The sequence below is a fragment of the Thiohalophilus sp. genome, from assembly GCF_031581315.1.
Lineage (GTDB): Bacteria > Pseudomonadota > Gammaproteobacteria > UBA6429 > Thiohalophilaceae > Thiohalophilus.
In genome coordinates, this window is sequence record NZ_JAVLAZ010000111.1 from 2704 (window position 1) to 6525 (window position 3822).

4 protein-coding genes are annotated in these 3822 nt (G+C 61.9%); 1 reads left to right on the plus strand and 3 read right to left on the minus strand.

Going from position 1 to position 3822, the window contains the following annotated elements; all coding sequences use genetic code 11:
• The 3 genes from RI563_RS12005 to uvrB form a co-directional block, all read right to left on the minus strand.
• On the minus strand, positions 1-245 hold a 245-nt coding region (locus RI563_RS12005; protein WP_310694621.1), incomplete at its 3' end, for a type II toxin-antitoxin system RelE/ParE family toxin.
• Positions 229-456 (minus strand): DUF6290 family protein, encoded by a 228-nt coding sequence (locus RI563_RS12010; RefSeq protein WP_310694622.1) that lies wholly within the window; start codon positions 454-456, stop codon positions 229-231. The genes RI563_RS12010 and RI563_RS12005, both read right to left, overlap by 17 nt.
• 305 nt (positions 457-761) lie before the next feature.
• Positions 762-2840, minus strand: coding sequence for an excinuclease ABC subunit UvrB (uvrB, locus tag RI563_RS12015; protein WP_310694623.1), 2079 nt, complete (start codon positions 2838-2840; stop codon positions 762-764).
• A 74-nt stretch (positions 2841-2914) separates the two neighbouring features.
• On the opposite strand from uvrB, the gene RI563_RS12020 reads away from it, so the two are divergent.
• Positions 2915-3822: pyridoxal phosphate-dependent aminotransferase (locus RI563_RS12020; protein ID WP_310694624.1), on the plus strand; the 908-nt coding region annotated here is incomplete at its 3' end.

Genomic DNA, 3822 nt, shown 5'->3' on the forward strand with positions numbered 1-3822 from the left:
TGTCCGATTCGGATAACAAGCACGACGAGTGTGTCGTCCTGTATTTCGCAAATGATTCGATAATCGCCGACCCGGTAACGCCATAGCTCGCTATGCTGGCCTTTGAGGGGTTTACCGACCTGGCGCGGATCATCCAGTTGGGCGATGCGGTTCTCGAGGTAATCCCGGAGACGCTGGCGGACCCGGGGGTGGAGTTTTTTGACCGTTTTTTGAACTGACCGGGCGTACCTAATCCGCCAGGTCACGCCAGAATTCCTCGCCGTCTACGATCTGCTCTTCGCCACGGCGCAGCCGCTCCAGCACCTGTTCGGCCTGATAAATGTCTTCCAAGTCCTCCAGATGTTCCTCGATCGCCTCGCGAATGTAATAAGCGACCGGGCGCCCGGTCCGTTTGGCGAGGGCGACCAGACGCTCGTTCAGCTCATCGGGTAGCCTGACTGCGGTCTGTTTGCTCATTAGTAGTCTCAGAAATCATGTGGTTGACATGTATACCATCTTAGCAGGGAAGCTTGAAAAGGCAATAAACAAAGTTGGCAGTTCGCAGTCGCAGTTGGCAGTCCGGGGCCAGGGCCTTCGGCCGGGACGAGGGACGAGGAAATAAACCCCACCCTGCAACTAAGAACTCAGTACTCAGCATCCTGGTGGGAGCGCCCCACGGGCGCGACTTCTGGCAGAGGCCCGGGTCGCGGTCGTAGCCCGCTCCCACAGGGCGAGTGAAATATCCGGCCGCAGCACTAAGAACTCAGCACTCAGCACTTTCTTCACCCCGCCGCTTTGGCTTTCTTGCGTCCCTTCCCGCTCTGGCGCCGTTCCTTGCGCTGGCCGGAGTCGTCGGGCAGGCCCATCTGGGCGTTCTGGATGTGGTGGATTTGATCGCGCAGGCGGGCGGCGTCTTCGAATTCGAGGTTCTGGGCGTGCTGGAACATTTGCTGTTCCAGGCGCTGGAGTTCTTTGGCCAGCTCTTTGGGGGTCATGCTGGCGTACTGGATCTCTTCTTCGGCCACCTGGGCGTATTTGCGTGCGGAGGCGGCGGCCGGACCGTAGGCGCCTTCCATGATGTCGGCCACCGCTTTTTGAATGGTGGTCGGGGTGATGCCGTGTTCTTCGTTGAAGGCGATCTGTTTGAGACGGCGGCGTTCGGTCTCGTCCATGGCGCGTTGCATGGAGCCGGTGATGTTATCGGCGTAGAGGATTGCCTTGCCGTGGCTGTTACGCGCGGCGCGGCCGATGGTCTGGATCAGGGAGCGTTCGGAGCGTAAAAAGCCCTCCTTGTCGGCATCCAGGATGGCCACCAGCGAGACCTCGGGGATGTCCAGCCCCTCGCGCAGCAGGTTGATGCCGACCAGCACGTCGAAGTTGCCCAGGCGCAGATCGCGGATGATCTCGATGCGCTCGACGGTGTCGATATCCGAGTGCATGTAGCGCACCCGCGTGCCGTGTTCCTGCAGATAGTCGGTCAGGTCCTCGGCCATGCGCTTGGTCAACGTGGTGACCAGCACCCGCTCACCCACGTCGGCGCGCAGTTTGACCTCGGAGAGCAGATCGTCGACCTGGGTGGTCGCGGGGCGAATTTCGATCTCGGGATCGACCAGGCCGGTGGGGCGCACTACCTGCTCCAGCACGGCACCGGAGTGATCCAGCTCGTACTGGGCCGGCGTGGCGGAAACATAAATGGACTGGGGCTGCAGGCGTTCGAACTCCTCGAACTTGAGCGGCCGGTTGTCCATCGCCGAGGGCAGACGAAAGCCGTATTCGACCAGGTTCTCCTTGCGCGAGCGATCGCCCTTGTACATGGCGCCGATCTGGGGAATGGTCACGTGCGACTCGTCCACCACCAGCAGCGCCTCCTCGGGCAGGTAGTCGATGAAGGTCGGCGGTGGCTCGCCGGGGTTGCGCCCTGACAGGTAGCGTGAGTAGTTCTCGATGCCGGAGCAGTAACCCAGCTCCTGCATCATCTCGATATCGAAGCGGGTGCGCTCTTCCAGGCGCTGGGCCTCGACCAGCTTGTCGTTATTGCGCAGCTGTTCCAGGCGCTCCTTGAGCTCCTCGCGGATCTGCTCGATCGCCTTGACGATGGTCTCGCGCGGGGTGACGTAATGGGTCTTGGGGTAAATGGTGGTGCGCGGCACCTTCTGCAGCACCTCGCCGGTGAGCGGATCGAAATAACTGAGGTTTTCGATCTCGTCGTCGAACAGCTCCACGCGCACCGCGTCGCGATCCGAGTCGGCCGGGAAGATGTCGATCACCTCGCCGCGCACCCGGTAGGTGCCCCGCTGCAGCTCGACGTCGTTGCGGCTGTATTGCAGCTCGGTCAGGCGCTTGAGGAGATCGCGCTGATCGATGCGATCGCCGCGCACCAGGTGCAGCAGCATCTTCAGGTAGGCGTCGGGATCGCCCAGGCCGTAGATGGCCGAGACGGTGGCGACGATCACCACGTCCTTGCGCTCCAGCAGCGCCTTGGTGGCGGAGAGGCGCATCTGCTCGATGTGCTCGTTGATCGAGGCGTCCTTCTCGATGAAGGTGTCCGAGGACGGCACATAGGCCTCGGGCTGGTAGTAATCGTAATAGGAGACGAAATACTCCACCGCGTTCTCCGGGAAGAAGTCTTTCATCTCGCCGTAGAGCTGGGCGGCCAGGGTCTTGTTATGGGCCAGGATCAGGGTCGGGCGCTGGATGTCCTGGATGACATTGGCGATGGTGAAGGTCTTGCCCGAGCCGGTCACCCCCAGCAGGGTCATGCCCGCCTCGCCGGCGCGAATGCCCTTGATCAGGCCGTCGATGGCCGCGGGCTGGTCGCCGGCGGGCTCGAATTGGGATTTGAGTTGAAATTTTTTGCTCATGCGATTCAGTCAAGAGAAGGTTTCCAGTATATTACACGCCTTTGTCAAGCAACGCTGTCGATGAGGCCGCTACATTGGATATCAAGCTCTCCGCCCGGGTACAACGCATCAAACCCTCCCCCACCCTCGCGGTCACCGCGCTGGCCAACGAACTGAAGGCCCAGGGCAAGGACATTATCGGGCTGGGCGCCGGGGAGCCGGATTTTGACACCCCGGACCACATCAAAGAGGCGGCGATCCAGGCGATCCGGGACGGCTTTACCAAGTACACCGCCGTGGACGGCACGCCCGGCCTCAAGCAGGCGATCATCACCAAGTTCATCCGCGACAACCGGCTCGATTACGTGCCGGACCAGGTGCTGGTCTCCTGCGGCGGCAAGCAGAGCTTCTACAACCTGGCCCAGGCGCTGCTGGATACTGGTGACGAGGTGCTGATCCCGGCCCCCTACTGGGTTTCCTACCCGGACATGGTGCTGCTGGCCGACGGCAAGCCGGTCATTATGGACACCACCATCGACCAGCAGTTCAAGATCACGCCCGAGCAGCTGGAGGCGAGCCTCAACCACAACACCCGCCTGCTGGTGCTCAACAGCCCCTCCAACCCCACCGGCATGGCCTACACGAAGGCCGAGCTGGAGGCACTGGGCGCGGTGCTGCGCCATTATCCGCAGGTGCTGATCGCCACCGACGATATGTACGAGCACATCCTGTGGCGCGACGAGCCGTTCTGCAACATCGTCAACGCCTGCCCGGATCTGTACGAGCGGACCATTGTGCTCAACGGCGTCTCCAAGGCCTATTCGATGACCGGCTGGCGCATCGGCTACGCGGCCGGCCCAGAGCCGATCATCAAGGCGATGAAGAAAATCCAGTCCCAGAGCACTTCCAATCCCACCTCCATCGCCCAGGTGGCGGCCCAGGCGGCGCTGGACGGCGACCAGAGCTGCATCGCCGAGATGTGTCAGGCCTTCAAAACCCGCCA

Excerpts from the sequence above, each read along its gene's own strand:
- uvrB (WP_310694623.1), bottom strand. The coding sequence starts at position 2,840 with ATGAGCAAAAAATTTCAACTCAAATCCCAATTCGAGCCCGCCGGCGAC.
- RI563_RS12010 (WP_310694622.1), bottom strand. The coding sequence starts at position 456 with ATGAGCAAACAGACCGCAGTCAGGCTACCCGATGAGCTGAACGAGCGT.